The 21,264-nt window shown below is 32.8% G+C and carries 23 protein-coding genes; all 23 read left to right on the top strand.

The window, feature by feature from the left end; translation table 11 throughout:
* Positions 1 to 387: 387 nt before the first annotated feature.
* The gene (gene gyrA / locus ACZ5B9_RS00480) at positions 388 to 2,952 is read left to right on the top strand and encodes a DNA gyrase subunit A (protein ID WP_464422918.1); all 2,565 of its coding nucleotides are present in this window, start codon (positions 388 to 390) and stop codon (positions 2,950 to 2,952) included.
* Positions 2,953 to 2,995: 43 nt separating this feature from the next.
* Entirely contained in the window at positions 2,996 to 3,757 is a 762-nt protein-coding gene (locus ACZ5B9_RS00485; protein WP_314294644.1) for a GntR family transcriptional regulator, read from the top strand.
* 848 nt (positions 3,758 to 4,605) lie between these two features.
* On the top strand, positions 4,606 to 5,058 hold the full coding sequence (locus ACZ5B9_RS00490) for a YfcE family phosphodiesterase (protein WP_464422919.1): 453 nt from the start codon (positions 4,606 to 4,608) through the stop codon (positions 5,056 to 5,058).
* Between the two features lie 452 nt (positions 5,059 to 5,510).
* A complete protein-coding gene (locus ACZ5B9_RS00495) occupies positions 5,511 to 5,795 on the top strand; it encodes a BMC domain-containing protein (RefSeq protein ID WP_006805318.1) in 285 nt (94 codons plus the stop codon).
* Positions 5,796 to 5,854: 59 nt separating this feature from the next.
* Entirely contained in the window at positions 5,855 to 6,130 is a 276-nt protein-coding gene (locus ACZ5B9_RS00500) for a BMC domain-containing protein (protein ID WP_006805317.1), read from the top strand.
* Positions 6,131 to 6,156: 26 nt separating this feature from the next.
* On the top strand, positions 6,157 to 6,507 hold the full coding sequence (eutS, locus tag ACZ5B9_RS00505; protein ID WP_021768725.1) for an ethanolamine utilization microcompartment protein EutS: 351 nt from the start codon (positions 6,157 to 6,159) through the stop codon (positions 6,505 to 6,507).
* A 2-nt stretch (positions 6,508 to 6,509) separates the two neighbouring features.
* The gene (locus ACZ5B9_RS00510; protein ID WP_464422920.1) at positions 6,510 to 6,941 is read left to right on the top strand and encodes a EutP/PduV family microcompartment system protein; all 432 of its coding nucleotides are present in this window, start codon (positions 6,510 to 6,512) and stop codon (positions 6,939 to 6,941) included.
* 19 nt (positions 6,942 to 6,960) lie between these two features.
* Positions 6,961 to 7,728, top strand: a complete 768-nt coding sequence (locus tag ACZ5B9_RS00515) for a BMC domain-containing protein (protein WP_464422921.1) — start codon at positions 6,961 to 6,963, stop codon at positions 7,726 to 7,728.
* Between the two features lie 2 nt (positions 7,729 to 7,730).
* Complete coding sequence (locus tag ACZ5B9_RS00520; protein ID WP_006805312.1) at positions 7,731 to 8,027, top strand: BMC domain-containing protein; 297 nt, start codon at positions 7,731 to 7,733, stop codon at positions 8,025 to 8,027.
* A gap of 51 nt (positions 8,028 to 8,078) precedes the next feature.
* Complete coding sequence (locus ACZ5B9_RS00525; RefSeq protein WP_464422922.1) at positions 8,079 to 9,548, top strand: acetaldehyde dehydrogenase (acetylating); 1,470 nt, start codon at positions 8,079 to 8,081, stop codon at positions 9,546 to 9,548.
* Between the two features lie 13 nt (positions 9,549 to 9,561).
* A complete protein-coding gene (locus ACZ5B9_RS00530; protein WP_464422923.1) occupies positions 9,562 to 10,347 on the top strand; it encodes a cobalamin adenosyltransferase in 786 nt (261 codons plus the stop codon).
* Between the two features lie 20 nt (positions 10,348 to 10,367).
* Positions 10,368 to 11,003 (top strand): ethanolamine utilization phosphate acetyltransferase EutD, encoded by a 636-nt coding sequence (eutD, locus tag ACZ5B9_RS00535; RefSeq protein ID WP_464422924.1) that lies wholly within the window; start codon positions 10,368 to 10,370, stop codon positions 11,001 to 11,003.
* 27 nt (positions 11,004 to 11,030) lie between these two features.
* Entirely contained in the window at positions 11,031 to 11,675 is a 645-nt protein-coding gene (locus ACZ5B9_RS00540) for an ethanolamine utilization protein (RefSeq protein ID WP_464422925.1), read from the top strand.
* Between the two features lies 1 nt (position 11,676).
* A complete protein-coding gene (locus tag ACZ5B9_RS00545) occupies positions 11,677 to 11,946 on the top strand; it encodes a EutN/CcmL family microcompartment protein (protein ID WP_026745886.1) in 270 nt (89 codons plus the stop codon).
* A 4-nt stretch (positions 11,947 to 11,950) separates the two neighbouring features.
* The gene (locus ACZ5B9_RS00550; protein ID WP_464422926.1) at positions 11,951 to 12,259 is read left to right on the top strand and encodes a hypothetical protein; all 309 of its coding nucleotides are present in this window, start codon (positions 11,951 to 11,953) and stop codon (positions 12,257 to 12,259) included.
* Between the two features lie 17 nt (positions 12,260 to 12,276).
* Complete coding sequence (locus tag ACZ5B9_RS00555) at positions 12,277 to 13,395, top strand: 1-propanol dehydrogenase PduQ (RefSeq protein WP_464422927.1); 1,119 nt, start codon at positions 12,277 to 12,279, stop codon at positions 13,393 to 13,395.
* 21 nt (positions 13,396 to 13,416) lie between these two features.
* A complete protein-coding gene (locus ACZ5B9_RS00560) occupies positions 13,417 to 13,995 on the top strand; it encodes an ANTAR domain-containing response regulator (protein WP_464422928.1) in 579 nt (192 codons plus the stop codon).
* Positions 13,988 to 15,391 carry a sensor histidine kinase gene (locus ACZ5B9_RS00565; protein WP_464422929.1) on the top strand — a complete coding sequence of 468 codons (1,404 nt, stop codon included), beginning with the start codon at positions 13,988 to 13,990 and terminating at the stop codon, positions 15,389 to 15,391. Before ACZ5B9_RS00560 ends, ACZ5B9_RS00565 begins: the two co-directional genes overlap by 8 nt.
* Positions 15,392 to 15,435: 44 nt before the next feature.
* Positions 15,436 to 16,866, top strand: a complete 1,431-nt coding sequence (eutA, locus tag ACZ5B9_RS00570; protein WP_464422930.1) for an ethanolamine ammonia-lyase reactivating factor EutA — start codon at positions 15,436 to 15,438, stop codon at positions 16,864 to 16,866.
* A 30-nt stretch (positions 16,867 to 16,896) separates the two neighbouring features.
* Positions 16,897 to 18,261 (top strand): ethanolamine ammonia-lyase subunit EutB, encoded by a 1,365-nt coding sequence (locus ACZ5B9_RS00575; protein ID WP_464422931.1) that lies wholly within the window; start codon positions 16,897 to 16,899, stop codon positions 18,259 to 18,261.
* A gap of 13 nt (positions 18,262 to 18,274) precedes the next feature.
* Positions 18,275 to 19,201, top strand: coding sequence for an ethanolamine ammonia-lyase subunit EutC (gene eutC / locus ACZ5B9_RS00580; protein ID WP_021768563.1), 927 nt, complete (start codon positions 18,275 to 18,277; stop codon positions 19,199 to 19,201).
* A 44-nt stretch (positions 19,202 to 19,245) separates the two neighbouring features.
* Complete coding sequence (gene eutL / locus ACZ5B9_RS00585) at positions 19,246 to 19,899, top strand: ethanolamine utilization microcompartment protein EutL (protein WP_006805299.1); 654 nt, start codon at positions 19,246 to 19,248, stop codon at positions 19,897 to 19,899.
* A 259-nt stretch (positions 19,900 to 20,158) separates the two neighbouring features.
* Entirely contained in the window at positions 20,159 to 21,256 is a 1,098-nt protein-coding gene (gene eutH, locus ACZ5B9_RS00590) for an ethanolamine utilization protein EutH (RefSeq protein ID WP_464422932.1), read from the top strand.
* Positions 21,257 to 21,264 lie beyond the last annotated feature (8 nt).

Genomic DNA, 21,264 nt, shown 5'->3' on the forward strand with positions numbered 1-21,264 from the left:
TTATTAATAGATATTTTTCTATGATATTTATGTTTTTTCTTTTTTTAAAAGCAAAGGGGAACAATCACCATCCCCTTTGCAATCCCAGCTTGTCTAAGCATTTTTTTGAAATAAAATTGAAACTCGCTTTTTAACAAAAGTTATTATCAACTCTTTAAATTAATCACAATTTAAAGAAAATGAAAAAGCTCAAACAGTCAATTTCATTCCAAAAAAATCACGACATTTTTAGTTTAATTATAAATAGGTATGTTAAAAGAGTTAATATAAAAAAGGAAAAACAATTACTAATTAAGATAACTTGTAATAAAAATTTAGGAAATAGCTTAATAGAACATTTCAAAATAGTTCACTTGTTGTAAAGAAAGAGAAGAAAAGAGGTGCAGGATGTCAGACGATTTTAGAGATGACGATGAAAGAGAAGAAGAGATAACGGAAATGGATGAGAACGATGATAGGGAAATCATTGTGGAAGGATTGCCTAAGGCTACGGATTTATCAAATGAATCTAATGTTTATATTGAAGATGAGATAAAGGCGGCTTATTTGGATTATTCAATGAGTGTAATTGTTAGCCGTGCGTTGCCTGATGTGCGTGATGGATTAAAGCCTGTGCATAGAAGAATTTTGTTTTCCATGAGTGAAATGGGAATGAGCCATAAGACTCCGTTTAAAAAATCAGCAAGGATTGTCGGGGATGTACTGGGGAAATACCATCCACACGGAGATTCTTCAGTTTATGGTGCAATGGTTAGAATGGCACAGGACTTTAATATGAGATATGAACTTATCGACGGACATGGGAACTTCGGTTCGATTGATGGTGATGAAGCGGCGGCAATGCGGTATACAGAAGCTAGAATGGCTAAAATTACTGAAGAGCTGCTTGCGGATATTGGAAAAGATACGATTGATTACAGAAAGAACTTTGATGAAAGTTTGGATGAGCCAGTTGTACTGCCTGCTAAACTTCCTAATTTGCTGCTAAATGGGGCAAATGGAATTGCAGTTGGAATGGCTACAAATATTCCTCCACATAATTTAGGAGAAGTAGTTGATGGAATTATTGCATTGATTGATAATCCTGAAATTTCAATTGATGAACTGATTACGTATATAAAAGGTCCAGATTTTCCAACTGGAGGTATAATTAACGGAAAACAGGGAATTTATGATGCGTATAGAACTGGACGTGGAAAGCTAAGAGTTGCAGGGCGTGTGGAAGTTGAAACTTCAAAAACTGGAAAAGAGTCGATTATTGTTACAGAATTGCCATATCAGGTAAATAAAGCCAGACTTATTGAAAAAATTGCTGATTTGGTAAGACAGAAGAAAATTACTGGAATATCTGACTTGCGGGATGAAACTGACAGGGATGGTATCAGAATTGTAATCGAACTGAAAAAAGGTGAGGAAAGTGAATTAATTCTGAACAGCCTTTATAAATTTACTGATTTACAAAATACATTTGGTGTAATTATGCTTGCACTTGTGGATAATGCACCAAGAGTGTTGAATTTAAAGCAGGTTCTTCAGAAATATCTGGAACATAGGTTTGAAGTAATTACAAGAAGAACTGAATTTGAGTTGAAAAAGGCTAAAAATAGAGCTCATATTTTAGAAGGATTCAAAATTGCGCTTGATAACATTGAGGAAGTAATTAGAATTATACGTGCTTCAAAGGATGCAAATGTTGCACGGACTGAATTAATTGCAAAATTTGGATTCTCAGAAATTCAGGCAAAAGCTATTCTGGATATGAGATTGCAAAGGCTTACTGGACTTGAAAGAGATAAAATTAATCAGGAATATAACGAACTTATGCTATTAATTGAAGAATTAACTGGAATTTTATCTGATGATTCAAAAATATATGGTATAATTAAAGAGGAGGCACTTAAATTAAAAGAAGATTTTGGTGATGAACGTAGAACTGAAATCAGAAATGCAAGAGCCGAAATTAGCATAGAAGACTTAATTAAGGACGAAGAAGTTGTTGTAACACTTACAGAAAAAGGTTATGTAAAACGTGTAGCAATCGACACTTACCGTTCACAAAAACGTGGCGGAATCGGAGTAAATGCTACAAATACAATAGAAGATGATGTTGTAAAAGATATGTACATAGCAAAAACTCTTGATACATTGCTTATTTTCACAACGAAAGGAAAAGTATTCAGCATAAAAGTGTACGAAATTCCTGAAACTGGAAAACAGGCACGTGGAAAACTGATTGGAAACATTATAAATCTAGATACTGATGAAAAAGTCAGCACAATAATAAGAGTTCGGGAATTTGAAAAAAATAAAAACTTATTCTTTGTAACACGAAACGGAGTTGTTAAAAAATCTGAACTTACATTGTTTGACAACATTAAAAAAGCTGGAAAACGTGCAATTAAGTTAAATGATGATGATGAAGTTATGTATATTGGGCTTACAAGCGGAACTGGCGAGGATGAAGTATTTGCCGCTACAAGAAACGGTATTGCGATTAGATTCTCTGAAAAAGATGTAAGAAGCATGGGAACTGGAGCGGCTGGAGTAAAAGGCATAACTCTTAGAGATAAGGACAAAATTGTAGGAGCCGCAATTATTAATTCAGAAATGAATAATGATGAAATTAGAATTCTTACAATTACTGAGGAAGGATATGGAAAACGTACCAAGTTATCAGAATACAGACTTACATCTAGAGGAGGAAAAGGAATTATCAATGCAAAACTTAATGATAAAACTGGGAAAATCGTAGATGTAAAAATTGTCACAGAAAATGATGAAATTATGCTTATTACGTCAGAAGGAACATTAATTAGAACGAGCGTTAATAATGTGTCAGTAATAGGGCGTTCGGCATCTGGTGTACGAATAATGAAAGTTAGAAATAATGAAAAAATTGCTTCAGTGGTAAAAATTACAGAAGAGCCTGAATTGAGTGAAGATAAACAATAAATAGGATAAACAAAAAATTATCATATAGAAGGAAGTGGTTAAAATGTTACAAAAAAAAGCATTATTTTTAGTTACGGCGGAAAACGAAATACAGCCATTGATTAATTTTGCAAAAGTTTTCAAGCAAAAATATAACGCTGATGTTGATGTTATTTACATTAAGGATGTCCTGAAATATGAGGTATTTCCTGTTAGCATAGAAGGAATGGGACTAAATATTGGAGCAAATTACGCTTTTAAGGAATACAGGGAACTTGAGGAAAAAACTGTAAAAAAATTAAAAGAAAAAATGACTTCTGATATTTCAAATTTTTATACAAAAGATGGTGAGACATCTGAAATTGTACTGGAAGAGTTAAAAAAATATGATTTGCTCGTTCTTGTAAAAAATGAAAAAGTAACTTCAGTGCTAAAGGAAATTTTAAGAAGTATTTTCAAACCACTAATTATTTTACCAAATGTGGAAGATTTCAAATTGGACAATTTAATGCTGCTTGATGATGGAGCTTATAATGCAAATAAAACATTATTTACTTTCTTCCATATATTTGGAGAACAAAAAGTGGATGTATTACGTGTAAATGTGGAGGAAGAAGATGAAAATAGCCTAGCTGAACGTTTTGGGGACAATTACAACCTTATTCACAAAAAAGGAGATACATTCAAGACAATTATGAATGAAGCTCAAAATTATGACCTAGTCTTAATGGGGGATTTGAGATACACAGTAATGGTGGAAAGAATTACTGGTAAGCTAGGAGTTAGAATACTAGAAAATCTTCAAAAGCCGATTTTTATAGTATAGTAAAACCATTTTAGACCCAAACTCAAAGTTATGATTATATCACTCAAACAGTTTTTATAAATTTTAAATATAATTTCTGTTTGAGTAAATATATATTAGTTATACTAATATATTTTTGCGATTTTCTTTGTAAAGTATTTGTTTTTGCAATTTTTTTTAAAAAAACTATACCAAAAACATCATAACTTATTTTTTAATTATAAAAATATAGTTACAATATATAAAAAGCTATATTGGTTAAAAATTTTGGGATAAAAAATCATATAAAAAAATATTTGAGTATATTATTTTTTTTAAACAAAAAATTTTCTATAATCATTTCATTTTTAGAACAAAATAAGTTGTAATTTAAAATAGTTATAAAATTAATATAATTAATAGTGCTATATTTCACAAGCAGAACACGCCTAAATAAAAGGTAAAATAGTATTTTTATGTAGTAATTATAATTCAGATTTTTTAGAAATTCTTAAAAATAAAGAAAATTATAATAAAAATAATATACTTTATAAAATCTTTTGGATTATAATAGAACTGGCATTAACGTAAATGTTGTTTCTTATATATAATATAGAAAATTAGGAATAAATTAAAAAGTGTGTTATAATAAATAATAAATTAATTACTAAAAATATTTGGAGTTTAGGATATTTTGCTAAATTTGTATACTAAAAACTCCTTCAAATTGGACTAAAGATGAATAAATTTTAGGACAAAAATGTAATGTTAAAATATTTATATTATCGTTTTAGAGTATGTTTATCGAAGTTTGATTTTAAAATTAAGTATGTAAAAGTTTTTTTCAATGGAGAAATAAACAAAAAAGGAATATGGAGAGAGGAGATTTAATGAAAGTATTGATTTGTTCCGATAGTCACGGAAGGCTTGATTATTTTCAACAAGTAATCGATCTGGAGCAACCAGAAATTGTAATTTTTGGAGGAGATCACAGTACAGATGCAATTGATATGTCGTTGGTCTACAGAGATGTACTTTTTGCCATTGTAAAAGGTAATACTGATATGGATGATTATGAGTCTAGAGAAACTAAAATATTTGATTTGATGGGAAAAAAGGTGCTATTAACACACGGACATCTATACAGTGTAAAAACGACACTTGAAGAATTAGAAAAAAAAGCTCATTTAGAAAAAGCTGAGATTTGCGTTTTTGGACATACACATAAAGAATTTATGGCAGAAAAAGGTGGAATAATATTTGTAAATCCAGGAGCATTACAAGATAAAAAATATATGGTTTATTATGGTGGTAAAAAGTTTGAGCAAAAAACATTAAAATAATACGAGTTGTTATTGGCTTTAAATGGAATGCAAAAAAGACATAATTATTGATTAAAAATCAACGTTATGTCTTTTTTTGTAACTTTTTTACAATGCTTTTACCTTGCATTATACGCCGTTTTTAAATCTAATTATATAAACTTAAATATAATTTTAAATTTTTTTTTGTTATAAAGTATTGACAAAATGAAAAATCATAGTATACTCAATATAGAGCTTATATTACAACGAAGTAATATAAACAAAATAGTAACAATAACAAAATTGCAATTATAAATTAAAATATGGAGTACAATAATATTTTGGAGCAAAGGAGCTTGAAAAATTATTTGATTTTTTAGTTCCTTTTTTATTTTTGCTAATTTAATAATTTATTATATAATTTTAGAGTAAGGAGGTGAAATCAAAATTAAATTATTTGTCAAATAAAAAATAATTTTAGGAGGAAAGATATGGCAACATTAAATGCATTAGGAATGATAGAAACAAAAGGATTAGTAGCTGCAATAGAAGCTGCAGATGCAATGGTAAAAGCAGCAAATGTTACATTGATCGGTAAAGAGCATGTAGGTGGAGGATTAGTGACAGTTCTTGTAAGAGGAGATGTAGGAGCTGTTAAGGCTGCGACAGATGCAGGAGCTGCTGCTGCAGAGAGAGTTGGAGAATTGATTTCAATTCATGTAATTCCACGTCCACATATCGAAGTGGAAACTATTTTGCCAAAAGGAAGAGAATAGTATAAATAATTTTATAAAAAAATAAAACTATTTATAAAAAAATTTAGGAGGTAATAACTATGGCAACATTAAACGCACTAGGAATGATAGAAACAAAAGGATTAGTGGCTGCGATAGAAGCTGCGGATGCAATGGTAAAAGCGGCAAACGTAACATTAATTGGTAAAGAACATGTAGGTGGAGGATTAGTAACAGTTCTTGTAAGAGGAGATGTGGGAGCTGTTAAGGCTGCGACAGATGCAGGAGCTGCTGCTGCAGAAAGAGTTGGAGAATTGATTTCAATTCATGTAATTCCACGTCCACATGCGGAAGTAGAAACTATTTTGCCTAGATAAAATAAGTTTTAGAAAGGATTTGTTAAATGGAAGAAGAAAAAAAACAGAGAATGATACAGGAATATGTGCCTGGTAGGCAACTAACATTGGCTCATATAATTGCAAATCCCCAAAGAGATTTATCAAAAAAAATAGGACTTCATGAAAACAAGGTAAATGCTATCGGAATTTTGACAATAACTCCAGGAGAAGCAGCAATAATTGCCGCAGATCTAGCTACGAAAAGTGCTGGAGTTGAAATAGGATTTGTTGACAGATTTACAGGATCCGTTGTAATAAGCGGAGATGTAGGTAGCGTAGATGCTGCTGTAAATGAGGTAGTTTCCTACTTTGCAAATATATTAAAATTTAGCATAACTCAAATAACGAGGTCATAAAATTGAAAAGAATACTTTTAATAGGGAAATCCATGTGCGGTAAAACAACATTAACTCAGAGAATACATGGACTGGATATAAAATATGAAAAAACACAGATGTTAACGTATTCTAACGACATACTTGACACTCCAGGCGAATATATGGAAAATAGAATGCTTTACAAAGCGCTGATTGTAAGCTCGTATGATTGTGATGTTATCGGGATGGTACAAGCGTGTAACGAAGAGCATAATGTGTTTCCGCCAGGATTTTCGACAGCTTTTACAAAGCCTGTAATTGGAATTGTAACTAAATCTGATTTGGGCGGAGATGTGAAAAAGGCTTGTGAAATATTGGAAAATGCAGGAGCTGAACAAGTTTTTGTTGTAAGTTCTTATGAAAACGAAGGAATTGAGGAGCTTGTAAAATATTTGGAAGATGCTTCCGAGTAGACAAGAAGGTGATAGATAGATGGATTCATACGGATATGTGGAAACGCGGGGGCTTGTAACGGCAATAGAAGCTGCAGATGCCGCCTTGAAGGCAGCAAATGTAACACTTACAAACTGCTATTATGTAAAAGGTGGAATTGTAACTATTGAGGTCATGGGAGATGTAGCTGCTGTAAATGCCGCTGTGGATGCCGCAAGTGAAAGTGCCAAAAGGCTTGGAAATTTCCTGAGCAGTAACGTTATTGCAAGAGTGGCTTCTGAAACAAAGAAAATTCTGATAAGTGATATTGGAAAAAAATCTGATGAAAAAACTGACACTGTGCAAGATAATCAAAAAATTATTGAAGAATTAGACAATGAAAATGAAAAAATCGAAGTTGAAACAGTTCCAGAAGAAGTGGTTGAGCAGGCAGTAGATGAAAATTCAGATATTCAAAATGAAAATCAAGTGACTGAAGAGCAATCTGAAGATATTACAGAAAAAATTGAAACAGAAGAAAAACCAGAAGAAGTAATTCAGGAAATAACAGAAAATGAAGAAGCAGAACAACAAAACGATATTATTCAGGAAAATGAAGAAGTTTCAGTAATAGAAACTTTAAAAAAAAAAGATGAAGAAACAAAAGAAGAAATAAAAAAGGCAAAAAAACATTATCAGGACATGAAGGTGGCAGATTTAAAGACAAAAGTAAATAGTCTTAAACTTGGCTATACTTGGAATCAGATAAAGACAATGCCAAAGAAAAAATTGATAGAAATTTTGATAAAAAATAATCAGGAGGAATAGAGATGGCAACATTAAATGCATTAGGAATGATTGAAACTAAAGGATTGGTAGCGGCAGTAGAAGCTGCAGATGCAATGGTAAAAGCTGCAAATGTTACATTGATTGGAAAAGAACACGTAGGTGGAGGATTAGTAACAGTATTGGTAAGAGGAGATGTAGGAGCTGTTAAGGCTGCGACAGATGCAGGAGCTGCAGCAGCAGAAAGAGTTGGAGAATTAATTTCAATTCATGTAATTCCACGTCCTCATACTGAAATTGAGGCTATATTGCCAAAAGCAAGAATAGTTGAGGGTGAATAAGAGAACTTAAAGTAATCAGACAACAGTGATTATTTATAGAAAGGACAAACTATGGACAAAGATTTACAATCAATACAAGAAGTAAGAGATTTATTAAATAGCGCAAGTAAAGCGTTTGAAGAATATAGTCAGTTTTCGCAAGCTCAAATTGATGAAATAGTAAGGGAAATCTGTGAAGAAGCCCAAAAACATGAAGTTGAGCTAGCAAAACTTGCTAATGAAGAAACAGGATTTGGACGTTGGGAAGATAAAGTTTTAAAAAATAGACTTGCTTCAGTAGGAGTATATGAAACTATAAAAGATCAGAAGACAAAAGGAATAATTCTTGATGACAAGGAAAAAGGGATAACTGAAATAGGAGTTCCAATGGGTATAATTGCAGCCTTGATTCCATCAACAAATCCTACTTCGTCAACAATTTATAAAATAATGATAGCATTAAAGGCAGGAAACGCAGTAATTGTAAGCCCTCACCCAAATGCAAAGGACTGTATAATTAAGACTGCGGAATACTTAATAAGAGCTGCGGAAAGAAAAGGAGCTCCAAAAGGCTTGATTGGAGTTATAAAAACCCCTACGTTACAAGCTACGCAAGAACTTATGAAACATAAAAAGACTTCATTAATTCTTGCAACAGGTGGAGAAGCGATGGTAAAAGCTGCTTACAGTTCAGGAACACCTGCAATAGGAGTAGGACCTGGAAATGGACCTGCGTTTATTGAAAGAAGTGCTGATATAAGAAAAGCCGTTAAAAGAATTATCGACAGTAAAACTTTTGATAATGGAGTAATTTGTGCTTCAGAACAATCAATAGTTACAGAAGAAGTAATTAAAAATCAAGTAGTAGATGAACTAAAAAGACAAGGAGCATACTTCCTTAACAAAGATGAAAGAAATAAAGTTGGAAGCATCCTTATGCGTGCAAACAACACAATGAATCCAAAAATAGTTGGGAAAACAGCTTTATATATAGCTGCAATGGCAGGAATAACAGTTCCTACAACTACAAAAGTACTTGTTTCTGAAGAAACAGAAGTTTCTCATTTAAATCCATATTCAAGAGAAAAATTATGTCCTGTATTAGGATTTTATACAGAAGAAACTTGGGAAAAAGCATGTGAAAAATGTATAGAAATTCTTGAAAATGAAGGAATTGGACATACAATGTCAATGCACACAAATAATGAAAATATCGTAAGAGAATTTTCATTGAAAAAACCAGTTTCAAGATTACTTGTAAATACACCTGCGGCACTTGGAGGAGTTGGAGCAACAACTAACCTTATACCTGCATTCACATTAGGATGTGGAACAGTTGGAGGAAGTGCAACTTCTGACAATATAGGACCATTAAACCTTATAAATATTAGAAGAGTAGCTTATGGTACAAAGGAACTGGAAGAATTGAAAGAAGAAGGTTCATGTGTAAATACATGTTCAGTTGATAATTCACGAGTGAACGAAAATGAAATTGAAGATATCATAAGAAAAGTATTGGACGGAATTATAAAAAATAGATAGGGTGTGATAAAAAATGCCTGTTATAACAGAAGGAATGCTTAGAAAATTAGATAAGGAAGGGCAGCTTGAAAAAGTACGAATAACTGAAAAAGACATCCTTACACCGTCAGCAAGAGAGTTTTTAAATGTAAAAAAAATTGATTTTAGAATAAAAAAATCACAGGATCAAGTTGTGAATAACGAATCAGCCAATGCAAACAGAGTTAAAGACTCTCAAGCAAATACTTCCGAAGAAAAAGCCTCTCCCAAAAGACAGTATAAAGACTATATTACAGGAGCAACTTATGATAAAAAGCCTGAATTTATGACTCAACTGTTTGGAAATGAACTTGTTGTAAAAAATCATAAGAGAATTGTTTTGCGAGGTAAGTTTGATATTTTGCAGGCTGAGGTAATAAGATACTGGAAAAAATATGAAAAGAATAAAAAATTAGAAAGTGACTTTGCACAGGCATACAGATTTGTAAGAGACTTGTTTATAAGTGAGATGACCGATACACCGTTTCAGGAAAGAGATGTTCTTGGATATGACATTGATACATTAAAAGATATAACTCATAATACAATTAAATATTACAAAACAGGACATCTCTTTGAAATAAATGCTGACTTTGATGAAGCAGTCATTGATATAAATTGTCTTAGAGCTTTGTCAAGAGAGTGTGAAGTTGCTGCAGTAGATGCTTTTTATAAGGAAGGGAAGACGGAAAGAGTAGACATGCTAAAGGCACTAAACCGTCTGAGCAGTATATTGTACTTGATGATGTTAAAAGCGAATAACGGAGATTATAAATCATAAGCTCCGAATTGGGAGATATTATGGATAGAAATGAATTGGAGAGAATAATAAGAGAAAAATTACAGGAAATAATGGGTACAGAAAAAGATGATACCTTTATGGTTGAGGCTTCGGGACGACATGTACATCTTACAAAGGAACACGTAGAAGCACTTTTTGGAGAAGGTTATGAATTGACTCCTGTAAAGGATTTGTCACAGCCAGGACAATTTGCAGCTAAGGAAAGAGTTAGGGTAATCGGACCAAAAGGCGAATTTTCCAATGTTGCAATATTAGGACCATGCAGAAATTTTTCTCAAGTGGAATTATCACTTACTGACTGCCGTGAAATTGGAGTCAAGGGAGTAATAAGAGAAAGTGGAAAAATCGAAGGAACACCCGGAATATTACTAGGTGTAGGAGATAAATATGTGCATCTGGATAAAGGTGTTATTGTTGCCAAAAGACATATTCATATGACAAGAGAAGATGCAGAAAGATTTTCTGTAAAAGACGGTGAAACTGTAAAAGTAAAAATTCACAGCGACAGACCGTTAATATTTGATGATGTTTTGATAAGAGTAAGGGACAGCTTTAGACTGAGCATGCATATAGACTTTGATGAAGCCAATTCTTGTGGATATATTTCAGGAGTGACTGGAAGTATTGAAAAGTAGCTCTAAAAAATATTGTGAGGAGATAAAATGGATACTCAAAATTTGATAGAAGTGCTTGCAAGGGAAGTGTTAAAGGAAATTGCCAAAAGGGAAAATGAAAAGTCATCTGAAAATAATAAGGTAATTTCTAAAAAATCTGTAGTAACAGCTTTTTTGGGAAATGATGAGGTTTTGAAGGATGAACTTAAAAATGAAACATTATTTATGGATAATGTAAAGCTAGACAGCACATGGGAAGACGTTAGACAAAATGAAAATAAAAAAGTACTTGTAGTATCGACTCTTGGAATAAATGATTTAATAGATCTTTCACAAGGTAGAAAAAGTATTATGACAGAGTTTCTTTTTAATGATTCACAAGTTATTCTTGTAGAAGAAGGTTTGGAATATAAAAAATATACTAAGCCTGTTGCGTTAATTAATCTTTACGACGAATATCTTGAGAAAGTAAAGGAATTTGGAATAAAGGTTGTGAAAAGAACAGAAGTTAAAAATATTTTTTGTGCAAAAGAAAAGGTTTATTTGAAGGGATTGATAACAGAAAGTAGACTTAGAAAGCTAGGATTAAAAAATCAGATGCTTGAAGTTGATGCAAAATCTAAAGTAACTTCCCTTGCAATGGATTATATAAAAGAAAATAGTATTGAATTATACTATGAAAGAGGACAATAATATGTTAATTGGAAAAGTTGTGGATAATGTCTGGGCAACAAGGAAGGATGAAAAACTAAAAGGATTAAAACTTATGGTAGTTGAAGTAGAAGGAACTGGTGAAGGGCATGGAAGCAGAAAAATGGTAGCGGCAGATTACATCGGATCTGGACAAGGTGACAAGGTAATAATTGTTACAGGAAGTTCTGCAAGACATATATTTGACGCTGAAACTCCTGTGGATGCAACTATTGTAGGAATAATAGACAGTTTGGAGTCGGAAAAGGAGTAAAAAAATGAAAAAAAGATTGATTACGGTAAAAAATCTTTCTGAATTTGTTCAAAACAAGGAATTAGTGGTTCAGGCTGATATGATTATTACTCCCGGGGCAAAGGACATAATTAGGGAACAGGGAGTCGAAATAAGATATGAAAAATCTTTCTGTGAATCAAACTGTGAATCAGAAAACAAAGTAAAAAATGAAATAAAAAAAGACTGTGAGGATTTAGAAAGAAAAGTTATTGAAATACTTGTAAAAGATTATAAAATAACAGATTTTGAAACAGTCCAAAAAATATTATCCAAATTAAAAGAATTACGATAAGAAAGGAAGTGGATTCAATGGGGTTATTTCAAATAAAACCGGATATTCATTATGGTGCTAATTCTTTGGATATATTAAGAACGCTGGAAATGGAAAAAGTATTTTTAGTTACAGATGAAAATATGGTAAAACTAAAAGTTACAAATAAAGTTGTTAATATTTTAAAATCACGGGAAATAGAAACTAAAATATATTCGGATGTAAAGCCTGATCCCACTGATGAGGAAATTATAAACGGAATGCTGGAATTAAGTGCGTATAATCCTGACTGCATAATAGCACTTGGAGGAGGTTCCCCAATAGATGCCTGCAAATCAATGATTTATTTTACAAATCAGATAAAAAAGGCAATTGGACAAAATAAAAAGCCAAAATTTATTGCAATCCCTACAACGAGCGGAACAGGGTCAGAAGTAACATCTTATGCAGTTGTTACAACAAAAGATAAAAAAATACCACTAAGTGACAGCGAAATGCTGCCAGATATAGCGATCTTAAATCCAGAATTTATAAAAACTCTTCCACCATCAATAATTGCAGACACTGGAATGGATGTTTTGACACACGCCATAGAAGCATATGTTTCAAGATCTAGAAATCTGTTTACAAATACACTTGCACTAGGAGCAATAAAAACTGTTTTTGCTGATTTGGTAAGCAATTTTGAAAATCCTGGGCTTGAAAGGGAAAGAATTGATTTACAGATTGCTTCGTGCATGGCAGGAGTAGCATTCAGCAATGCAGGATTAGGAATAAACCACAGCATAGCACATTCGCTAGGGGCAAGATTTCATAAGCCGCATGGACGGCTTAATGCAGTAATAATGCCAAAAGTTATAAAGTTTAATGCACAAAATAAGAATGCGGCAAGATATTACCGTGAAATTGCTGAAGCGTTGGGATTTACACCTAAAGAAGATGCAGAAGGTGTGGAAATGCTAGCAAAAGCCATCAAAATGAGGGCGGCTAAAATGGGAATACCAAATAATTTAAGAGAACTAGGAATCCCAGAGGAACAATATTTTTCTGAAATGGAGAATATCATTGATCAGATAGAAAATGATTTGTGTACAGGGGAAAATCCTAGACGATTTAACAGAGTTGAAATGAAGCAGTTATTGAAAGATTTATATTAAATTCGAGGAAAAGGAAAAAAAATGAGAAAAATAATAGTTGTAGATGATGAGCCGATAACAAGGATGGATATTTGTGAAATACTTAGAGAAGCCAATTATGATGTAGTTGCGGAGGCAGGTGATGGATTTGATGCAATAGAACAGAGCAAAAAATATAATCCTGATTTTGTAATAATGGATGTCAAAATGCCAATACTGGACGGATTGAAGGCAGCGAAAGTAATAACGGATCAAAAATTGTCTAGAGGTATTGTTTTACTTACAGCATATTCCAATAAAGAATTTATAGAGGAAGCAAAAAATATAGGAATAATAGGATATATAGTGAAACCCATTGACGAAAAATCCTTTATTCCTAACCTGGAGATTATATTTAACAAACAGGAAGAATTTGAAAAACTGGAGAAAAAATATTTGAAAACAAGTCAAAAGCTGGAGGATAGAAAAAAAATTGATATAGCCAAAAGTATTTTGATGAAAACAAGGAATTTTACTGAGAATGAAGCATACGAGTACATAAGAACACTTAGTATGAACAAAAGGTGCGATATGGGAAAAATAGCCGATATTATAATTTTATCTGGAGATGAAGATGCTTAGAACGATATGTAAACAATATACGGAGCTTTCAAATAAAGATATTGAAAAGCTGGAGAAAATATGTGAAGGGCTTCCAGTTATGAGCAAGTTATTAAAAGCAGACGTATTTATTGATTGTATGACCGAAAATAGGGATACAGCGATTGTAGTTGCCGAGGCAAATCCAAGGCGAGGTTCGAGCTACACTCAGAGCGTTGTAGGGAAATTTGCCTATAGAAAAAATGAGCCTGCGGTGTTAAGAACGCTGGAAACTGGACATCCATCACGTGATTATAAGGCATTGACACAGGAAAATAAAAGCGTAACACAGAATGTAGTGCCTATAAGAAGTGATGAGGAATCTGGAGAAATAATAGCTGTTCTTATAGTCGAAGAGGGCATGAATGAGGAAAATATTAACAAGGAACTGAGTTTTCTTAATAATGCGACTGATGATATTCTTATGAGCTCTGTTGGAATGTTGCGGGAACGTAAAATAATCGACTACATCAATGATGGAATTATAATTTTTAATGAAGAAGGTCTGTGCATATACGCTAATTCCAGAGCTAAATATGTATACAGGAAGATTGGCTATAAGGATTTTTTCCTTGGAGAAAAATTTGATAATATAGTAATTGATGATGTTGAATTTGAGGATGTGCTAAGTGGAAAAGTAAGTGAAAAATCAGATGTAAACATATCAAATATGGTTTTGAGTTTGGAATATATCCTGGTAAAGGAAACGAAAGATGTTAAAAATGTAGTTTTATTTATAAAAGATATTACAGAAATTAAAATCAAGGAAAAGGAACTGATTTTAAAATCAGTTGCAATTAAAGAAATTCATCACAGAGTAAAAAATAATTTACAAACCATTGCAAGTTTGCTTCGGATACAGGCAAGAAAAACAGACGATAAAGCTGTAAAAGCGGCATTTAGTGATAGTATAAACAGAATATTAAGCATATCAGTTACTCATGAATTACTTGCTCAGAATGGACTAGATGAATTGGAAATAAAGGAAGTTATAAATAAAATTCTGAAAAATTCGGTAAGAGAAAATTTGGAAGGACATTTAAAACTAAAAATAGATGTAATCGGAGATAATTTTGAAATCAATTCGGACAAGGCAACAACAATTGCACTTATAGTAAATGAACTTGTGGAAAATTGTATAAAGCACGCTTTTAAGGGGCGTAGCAGAGGACATATAACAATTAGAGTAAAAAGTGGAGAGATGAAATCCCGTATTTTCATAAGTGATGATGGGATTGGAATGGACGAAAAGGACTTTGAAAAAGGGAGTATCGGATTGCAGATAGTGAAAAGTCTTGTAAAGGAAAAACTTTATGGGAATCTGGATATAAAGACTGGTAGTAAGGGAACTGAAATCAGTTTTGGGTTTGAAAATTGATTTATCTTTATATTAAATAAATGAAGACAAAGGAGTCTTGTATAATGATAGAAGAAATATTAAGTGTAGGAATAGACATTGGAACTTCTACTACTCAGCTTATTTTCTCAAAAATTTATATAGAAAACAGAGGAACTGCATTTACAGCGCCTCAGCTTAAAATAATAGGAAAAGAAGTTATATATAGAAGTGACATTTATATTACTCCGCTGGAAACTGAAACAAAAATAGATGCAAAAAAGGTTAAGGAAATAATAGAATCTGAATACAAAAAAGCCAATATTCAATACAAAGATGTTTCGACAGGGGCTGTAATAATAACAGGAGATACGGCAAGAAAGGAAAATGCCAAGGAAGTACTGCAAATTCTTAGTGGAATGGCAGGAGATTTCGTTGTTGCGACAGCAGGACCTGATTTGGAAAGCATTATTGCTGGAAAAGGTTCGGGAGCTTACGGATATTCTGATGAGAAAAATACAAGTATCGTAAACTTTGATATTGGGGGAGGAACTACAAACATTGTAGTTTTCAACAGAGGAGAAGTGGAAGATACTACTTGTCTTGACATTGGAGGACGACTTGTAAAATTTGATGAAAATGGAAATACACGTTATATTTTCAAAAAAATGTATGATATTGCTGCTGATGTAAATGTAAAATTGGAATTAGGCAGAAAAATAAACGAACAGGATTTGAGAAAAATAACGAGAAGAATGGCACAGCTTATTCTTGAAAGTATTGAACTTTTGCCAAAAACAGATTTGTACCATAAAATAGTAACATATAAAGATTTCAGAAAACGTAATGGCAGCATTGAACATTATTCATTTACTGGAGGAGTTGCAGATTTCGTTTATGGAAAAACTGAAAAAGACTTGTACAAATATAACGATATAGGGGTAGTGCTTGGAGAAGAACTGGTAAAAGTTCTAAAAGAGTTAAATATAGAGCCTCTAAAATTAAGTGAAACAATTGGAGCGACAGTAGTTGGTGCAGGAAGCCATACGACAGAAATAAGTGGAAGTACAATAACTTATACTGAAGGAATTTTTCCAATAAAAAATATTCCTGTACTGAAAATGTCTGAGGCAGACGAGCAGCTGCCAATTACTGAGCTAGGAAATATTATTGAAAGTAAACTAAACTGGTTTAACTCTGAAAGTGAAATTGAAAATGTGGCACTTGCCTTTAAAGGTAAACACAATATGGCATATACTGACATAATGGAGCTATCTTCAGTGATTTCAGATGTTATAAAAAGGAAACATGACAAGACTCACCCTGTAATCGTTATAGTTGAAAATGATATGGCAAAAGTATTGGGACAATGTATGAAATTGGAGCTTGATGATTACGATATAATTTGCATAGACAGTGTAAAAGTGAGAGATGGAGATTATATTGATATAGGAGCGCCACTAGGAAATGGAAATGTATTACCTGTTGTAATAAAAACATTGGTATTCAGTTATTAAATAAAAAATTTAGAGAGGTGGCATGTAACAATGGTATTAAAAACTAAATTATTTGGACATACTTATGAATTTAAATCTGTAAAAGATGTACAGAACAAAGCGAGCGAATTTAGATCAGGAGACGAACTTGCAGGAGTAAGTGCAAGCACAGCAGAAGAAAGAGTGGCTGCTAAAGCTGTATTGGCTGAATTGACATTGGCAGATTTAAGAAACAATCCTGCAGTACCTTATGAAGAAGATGAAGTTACAAGAATCATACAGGATGCTGTAAATGAAAAAATTTATGGAGAAATAAAAAACTGGACTGTAAGTGAATTAAGAGAATGGATTTTGGACTCTCATACAAGCGGTGACGACATAAAGAGAATCAGTAAAGGTCTTACAAGTGAAATGGTAGCAGCAGTTGCTAAACTTATGAGTAATATGGACCTTATTCAAGGAGCAAGCAAAATAAGAATTAAAAAATTCTGTAATACTGAAATAGGTGGAGAAGGAATACTTGCAACAAGATTGCAGCCTAACCATACAACAGATGATCCAGATGGAATTATGCTTTCAACTTATGAAGGGCTTAGCTTTGGGCAAGGAGATGCTCTTTTAGGATTAAACCCAGTTGATGACAGTGTTGACAGTGTTATGAGAGTGTTGCACAGATTCCACGAAATAAAGACTAAATGGCAAATTCCTACACAAATATGTGTATTAGCTCACGTAACTACACAAATGGAAGCAATTAGAAGAGGAGCCCCTACAGACTTAGTTTTCCAAAGTATTGCAGGATCTGAAAAAGGAAATGAAGCATTTGGAATAAATGGAACAATGATTCAGGAAGCAAGAGATTTGGCATTAAAACACGGAACAGCTACAGGACCTAACGTAATGTACTTTGAAACAGGGCAAGGTTCAGAATTGTCATCAGATGCTCACCATGGTTGCGATCAGGTTACAATGGAAGCAAGATGTTACGGATTTGCGAAAAAATTTGATCCATTTATTGTAAATACGGTTGTTGGATTTATTGGACCAGAATATTTGTATAACAGTAAACAAGTAATAAGAGCTGGACTTGAAGATCATTTCATGGGTAAACTTACTGGAATCTCAATGGGAGTTGACGCTTGCTACACTAACCACATGAAAGCGGATCAAAACGATATCGAAAACTTGAAAGTATTATTAACAGTTGCTGGATGTAACTACTTTATGGCTATTCCTGCGGGAGACGACATCATGCTTAACTATCAAACATCTTCTTATCACGATGATGCTACATTAAGAGATTTATGTAACAGAAGACCTATAAAACCTTTTGAACAATGGTTAGAAAAAATGGGAATAATGAAAGATGGAAAACTTACAGATAGAGCCGGAGATGCTTCAATTTTCTTAAAATAGGGAGGAAAAATCAATGTTATCAGAAAGAGAACTAAAAGATGTAATCGAAAAAATAATAGGTGAAATAAAAGTAAATGAACCAGTAACAGCTGTGGAAGAAAAAGCGCCAGTTGTCAGTACAAGCTCAGTTTATATTGAAAGTGGAGATGAGCCACGTGAAAATCCTCATATTGTAAACGGAGAAGTAAGAGATATTGGACAAATAAACATAAAAGATCAAATGCTTGTGGATAATCCTGAAGACAGAGAAGAATATATGAAGTTAAAACAAAAAACATCTGCAAGACTTGGAATTGGAAGAGCTGGAACAAGAATGAGAACAGAAGTTTTGTTAAGATTAAGAGCAGACCACGCTGCAGCGCAAGATGCCGTGTTCAATGATGTGCCTACAGAATTTCTTGATGAACTTGGATTGTTTGAAGTTACTACTGAATGTGAAAGCAGAGACCAATATATCACACGTCCTGATTTAGGAAGAAGAATTTCTGAAGAAGGAATAAAGACAATAGAAGAAAAATGTAAAAAAAATCCAACAGTTCAAATATTATTGTCAGATGGATTAAGTTCAACTGCAGTTGAAGCAAATGCAAAAAATATAATACCTGCATTGTTAAATGGACTTAAAGGATATGGAATTGAGACAGGAACACCATTTTTTATCAAATATGGAAGAGTTGGAGCAGGAGATCACGTTGGAGAAATTTTAAATGCTGATGTAGTTTGTATATTAATAGGAGAACGTCCAGGACTTACAACTGCAGAAAGTATGAGTGCCTATATTACTTACAAGGCTCGTCCTGGAATTTCTGAAGCAAAAAGAACAGTTGTGTCAAATATTCATAAGGATGGAACTCCTTCTTCAGAAGCAGGAGCTCACGTTGCTACATTAATTAAGAAAGTAATTGATGCAAAAGCAAGTGGACAAGATTTAAAATTATAAATTAACTTAATAAAAAATAAAAATTAAAAACTTTAGGAGGAACAATGAAAGGCGATAGATTAAAAGCAAATGTACTAGCTGTAAGATTAATTCCAAATGTAGATAATGATATGGCTAAAGAGCTGGAATTACCTGAAGGACATAGAAGTATAGGAATTATAACAGCAGATTGTGATGATGTTACATATACTGCACTTGATGAAGCTACAAAAAAAGCTGTAGTTGATGTAGTTTACGGAAAATCATTCTATGGTGGAGCTGCAAATGCGAATACAAAACTTGCAGGAGAAGTAATAGGAATATTGTCAGGGCCTACTCCTGCAGAAGTAAAAAGTGGACTAGCTGCAGCAGTTGACTTTATTGAAAACGAAGGAGCATTCATAAGTGCAAATGATGATGATAGCATTGCATATTATGCACATTGTGTATCAAGAACAGGAAGTTATTTATCAAAAACAGCAGGAATTGCAGAAGGGGAATCATTAGCATACCTAATAGCACCTCCACTTGAAGCAATGTACGCTTTAGATGTTGCATTAAAAGCAGCAGATGTAAGTTTAGTTGCATTCTTTGGACCGCCTTCAGAAACAAACTTTGGTGGAGCACTTTTAACAGGAAGTCAGTCAGCATGTAAAGCTGCGTGCGATGCTTTCGCTGAAGCAGTAAAATCTGTGGCAGATAATCCATTAAATTATTAATGAGTAAATCATTATTATAAAATAGAATTGCCTTGTAAATTTTTAACATTATTTCCATTAAATAAATAATTATTTTGATTAGGCAATTCTATATTTTTCTAAAATATTTGAGAAAAACCTTATAGAAAAATATAAATTTTATTTGTAGTTTTTAAAATCAAATAAAAAATATTTTATAAGAAGTAACAAAAATATAATATAATTTTGAGTATTTTCACTTAAAATAGAAGATTTGAGTGAAATTTGGGAGGAATATAAAATGGGAATAGATAAAATAATAATTATTATTATGACTATTTTTATGGCAATAGGTGGAATAGATAAAATATTTGGAAATAAACTGGGGTATGGTGAAAAATTTGAAGAAGGAATAATGGCTATGGGTTCACTTGCGGTTGCCATGGTTGGGATTATTTCTTTAGCACCAGTTTTAGGAAATCTGTTGACACCAATAGTGGGACCAATTTATTCAGCATTAGGAGCAGACCCAGCTATGTTTGCAACAACACTTCTTGCAAATGATATGGGAGGAGCTCCACTTGCATTAGGAATGGCTAAAAATCCTGAAGCTGGGAGATTAGCAGCATTTATCTTAGGTGCAATGATGGGACCAACTATTGTGTTTACGATACCTGTAGCATTGGGAATAATTGAAAAAGATGATAAACCGTTCTTAGCAAAAGGAATTTTGGCTGGAATCACTACAATACCATTAGGAGTACTTGCAGGTGGAATAGCGGCTGGGTTCCCAATAGGGCTAATTTTAGTGAATTTGATACCAATAATAATTGTTGCGACGTTAATTATTTTAGGATTAATTTTTATACCTGAAAAAATGACAAAAGGGTTTGCAGTTTTTGGACAAGCAGTAGTAATTATAATTACAATAGGGTTAGTAGCTTCAATTATTGAAGCATTGACAGGTTTTGTAGTAATTCCTGGAATGGCTCCGATAACAGATGGATTAGGAACAGTTGGAGCAATTGCAATAGTGCTTGCTGGAGCATACCCATTAGTGCATTTTATTACAAAAGTATTTGGAAAACCACTTGAATTATTAGGAAAAGGGCTTGGAATGAACGAAGCTGGGGCTGCTGGATTAGTTGCAACTTTAGCTAACAATATTCCTATGTTTGGAATTTTAAAAGATATGGACGCAAATGGAAAAGTTATGAATATTGCCTTTGCAGTAAGTGCTGCGTTCGTTTTCGGAGATCACTTAGGATTTACAGCTGGATTTGACGGTGGAAAATACACTCAAATGATTTTCCCAATGATAGTTGGAAAATTAGTGGCAGGAGTAACAGCAATATTAGTTGCAAAAATATTATTCTGTAAAAAAGAATCTTCAAAATAAAAAATAAA

The sequence above is a fragment of the Leptotrichia sp. SK-5 genome (assembly GCF_055387215.1).

Bases quoted from the DNA above. Each gene is read 5' to 3' on its own strand.
- ACZ5B9_RS00520 (WP_006805312.1), top strand. From the start codon at position 7,731: ATGGCAACATTAAATGCATTAGGAATGATTGAAACTAAAGGATTGGTA.
- ACZ5B9_RS00485 (WP_314294644.1), top strand. From the start codon at position 2,996: ATGTTACAAAAAAAAGCATTATTTTTAGTTACGGCGGAAAACGAAATA.
- ACZ5B9_RS00500 (WP_006805317.1), top strand. From the start codon at position 5,855: ATGGCAACATTAAACGCACTAGGAATGATAGAAACAAAAGGATTAGTG.
- ACZ5B9_RS00515 (WP_464422921.1), top strand. From the start codon at position 6,961: ATGGATTCATACGGATATGTGGAAACGCGGGGGCTTGTAACGGCAATA.
- ACZ5B9_RS00565 (WP_464422929.1), top strand. From the start codon at position 13,988: ATGCTTAGAACGATATGTAAACAATATACGGAGCTTTCAAATAAAGAT.
- ACZ5B9_RS00550 (WP_464422926.1), top strand. From the start codon at position 11,951: ATGAAAAAAAGATTGATTACGGTAAAAAATCTTTCTGAATTTGTTCAA.
- gyrA (WP_464422918.1), top strand. From the start codon at position 388: ATGTCAGACGATTTTAGAGATGACGATGAAAGAGAAGAAGAGATAACG.
- eutD (WP_464422924.1), top strand. From the start codon at position 10,368: ATGGATAGAAATGAATTGGAGAGAATAATAAGAGAAAAATTACAGGAA.
- ACZ5B9_RS00540 (WP_464422925.1), top strand. From the start codon at position 11,031: ATGGATACTCAAAATTTGATAGAAGTGCTTGCAAGGGAAGTGTTAAAG.
- ACZ5B9_RS00490 (WP_464422919.1), top strand. From the start codon at position 4,606: ATGAAAGTATTGATTTGTTCCGATAGTCACGGAAGGCTTGATTATTTT.
- eutC (WP_021768563.1), top strand. From the start codon at position 18,275: ATGTTATCAGAAAGAGAACTAAAAGATGTAATCGAAAAAATAATAGGT.
- ACZ5B9_RS00530 (WP_464422923.1), top strand. From the start codon at position 9,562: ATGCCTGTTATAACAGAAGGAATGCTTAGAAAATTAGATAAGGAAGGG.
- ACZ5B9_RS00560 (WP_464422928.1), top strand. From the start codon at position 13,417: ATGAGAAAAATAATAGTTGTAGATGATGAGCCGATAACAAGGATGGAT.
- ACZ5B9_RS00555 (WP_464422927.1), top strand. From the start codon at position 12,277: ATGGGGTTATTTCAAATAAAACCGGATATTCATTATGGTGCTAATTCT.
- eutH (WP_464422932.1), top strand. From the start codon at position 20,159: ATGGGAATAGATAAAATAATAATTATTATTATGACTATTTTTATGGCA.
- ACZ5B9_RS00545 (WP_026745886.1), top strand. From the start codon at position 11,677: ATGTTAATTGGAAAAGTTGTGGATAATGTCTGGGCAACAAGGAAGGAT.
- ACZ5B9_RS00525 (WP_464422922.1), top strand. From the start codon at position 8,079: ATGGACAAAGATTTACAATCAATACAAGAAGTAAGAGATTTATTAAAT.
- eutL (WP_006805299.1), top strand. From the start codon at position 19,246: ATGAAAGGCGATAGATTAAAAGCAAATGTACTAGCTGTAAGATTAATT.
- eutA (WP_464422930.1), top strand. From the start codon at position 15,436: ATGATAGAAGAAATATTAAGTGTAGGAATAGACATTGGAACTTCTACT.
- eutS (WP_021768725.1), top strand. From the start codon at position 6,157: ATGGAAGAAGAAAAAAAACAGAGAATGATACAGGAATATGTGCCTGGT.
- ACZ5B9_RS00575 (WP_464422931.1), top strand. From the start codon at position 16,897: ATGGTATTAAAAACTAAATTATTTGGACATACTTATGAATTTAAATCT.
- ACZ5B9_RS00495 (WP_006805318.1), top strand. From the start codon at position 5,511: ATGGCAACATTAAATGCATTAGGAATGATAGAAACAAAAGGATTAGTA.